We start from the raw sequence: 2,557 nt of genomic DNA on the forward strand, positions 1-2,557 counted from the left end.
GATTTCAAATTCCGTATCAAATCATGATTTTTCTTCACGCCTCTCTCCGAGGCCCCCGGGCCCCCAACGGCAAATAAGGAACGATTTTCCGCCGCGCCCTTAACAGTAAGAATGACATGACGGGCGCTTCCCGGAAAATCTGGATTTTGATTTACCCGCATCCTTCGGATGCGAGAGAGCCACAGAAAGATACTCCGTTCCCGTTCTTCCTCTTCCGCCGGCAGAGCGTGAGCAAAGGAGTTTTGATTTTATTATTTAGTGCCGCCCCGGTGGCGCTGCCGGTTCTGCCTGCATGAAGAGATTCACGGCGGCGGCCGGCGCAGCAGGCTTCCCGTTGTTCAAAAGGCTGCCGGTCCTGCCAGCGCGAAGCGATTCGCGGCGGCGACCGGCACAGCAGGCTTCCCGTTGTTCAAAAAGACTGCCGGTTCTGCCTGCGCGAAGAGATTCGCGGCGGCGGCCGGCGCAGCAGACTTCCCGTTGTTAAAAAGGCTGCCGGTTCTGCCTGCGCGAAGAGATTCGCGGCGGGCGCTGCCGCAGCAAGCTTCCCATTGTTAAAAAAAGGAGGAAAAAATGAAAAGAAAAACAAAAGAAAACAGACGCGGCGGGGAAATATACGCTGCCCGCCGCCGGGCCGGGCTGGGAGCCGTCGCTGCCAGACCCGGAACAGCCCCCGCGGGTTCAGCGGCTGCCGTACCGGCCGGACCCGGAACAGCCCCCGCGGGTTCAGCGGCTGCCGTACCGGCCGGACCCGGAACAGCCCCCGCAGGTTCAGCGGCTGCCGTACCGGCCGGACCCGGCGCGGCCCCCGCAGGTTCAGCTGCTGCAAATGCAGCGCTCCGCACTGCCGTATGTGGGGCGGGCCGGAAAAAACAGCGGCGCGGCCAACTGGGTTGAAAAGCTGGACTGGAAGACTCCTTCGGGCGCGCCGTACACAAGCGCGCCGGAGCAGGGCGGACCGTCCAACCTGGTGGAGCTGATCATGGCGCAGCGCGGCGGTGGAGGCGGCGGTTTTTCGCCGGGTGCGGGCGCGGGACGGGGCGATGCTCCCGCACCGGGTACGGGCGTGGGCGGCGGCTTTGCAGGCGGTGGAGGCGGCCTGTGGGCCGGGGATGAGCACGCGGAGCAATCGTGGGGAGACAAGGCCCTGAGATGGCTGGACGACAACCTGTTCCGGCCGGCTGGATATCTGGCGGAAAAGTATGCGGGCGGCGCGGGCAAGCAGGCGGAAACGCTGTGGAACGGCATGGTCACGTGGGGCCGGGCGGGCGCCGCAGGCGAGCTTCAGCAGGACCAGCTTGCGGCGCAGCAGTTCGCCTTTTTGGGCGGACCGTGGGAGACGCATGCGCAGGAGACGGAAAAAGCTAATACGGCTGTCACGCAGGCGCTGCCGCAGGCGGCGCAGGGGCTGCGCGGCGATGCGATGCGGGACTATGCCGAAGGGATAGACGGGCGCTACGGAGACCCGGACGGCCTGCTGGGCTGGCTGGGAGAAAGGGCGGATTCGGCCGGGCAAGGGCTTTTGAGCGGGGCGGCGCGGATTCTGGGCGTGCCGGGCGCGGGGACGGCGATGGATTTTCTTTCCACGATGGAGAATGCGGCGCAGCAGGCGCGGGAAAACGGCGCAGGCGAGGACGAGGCGTTCCTTTACGGCCTGGGCGAGGTGGTAAAGCGCATTGGCGGGCAGCAGCTGGAAGAGTATTTCCGAAGCAAGGCGGGAGAGCTTTTTACGCGCGGCGAGGTGCAGGCGATGAGCCCGCGGGAGATAAGCGAGAATTACGACGCGATAAGGGAATCCATGAGCTTATGGGACAAGGACGGAAGGCTGCCGGAGGATGAACAGGGGCAGCCGGACGCGCCAACCCGGCCGGATGAACAAATGCAGCCGAATGCGCCGGAGCTTGAAAACGCCGGGGAAACTGTGTATGATGAAATTGACGAAAGCCTTTTGGCCCCAGGCTATGAGAACTGGACGGACCTGAACCGCTTCATGCAGACGGTGCTTGAAAACCCGGAGCTGAGTGTGGAGCAGCGCGTGCAGTACATTCAGCAGGCGTACGAGCGGACGAAGGACAAAACGGATATCCTGGTGCCGCGCAGCGCGGCGGATATTAAAGAGATTCTTGAAAACGGGAAAATTGAGTTCGACTGGCCGGATGAACTGGGCTTCAACCCGGGCTACACGGCCATTGGCGAGGGCACGGCGCTGCCCGCGCAGATGGACCGGTACGGGCATGCGGGCGGCAACAATTTCTGCTCCATTCCGGAGGCGGGCGCGTATACGTTTTTGCAGCGCGCGCTGCCGTATCTGGAGAACAGCGCGGCATACCACGCGTGGAGCTTCAACGGGGATACATACCTTGCGAAAATAGAGGCCGTGCGCCAACAGGACTGGAACGGGCTGAACGGGCTGCTTGCGAGCGAGGGGCTTGCGCCAGTGGGGGAAGCTGAATGTGAAGAACTGGTTGAGGCATATGAAAACTATCTTCGCAAGTTGCGGGAAAAGATAGGGACGGATTTCAGCGCGCCGTATGGCGTGACGGGGACCGTGGCGGCGGTG

General features: G+C 63.2%; 1 pseudogene. It reads left to right on the plus strand.

Going from position 1 to position 2,557, the window contains the following annotated elements:
• Positions 1 to 826: 826 nt before the first annotated feature.
• Positions 827 to 2,557 (plus strand): annotated as a pseudogene (locus TQ39_RS19715) (hypothetical protein); the annotation flags it as partial.

Origin of the sequence: Ruthenibacterium lactatiformans, assembly GCF_000949455.1 — a bacterium.
Lineage (GTDB): Bacteria > Bacillota > Clostridia > Oscillospirales > Ruminococcaceae > Ruthenibacterium > Ruthenibacterium lactatiformans.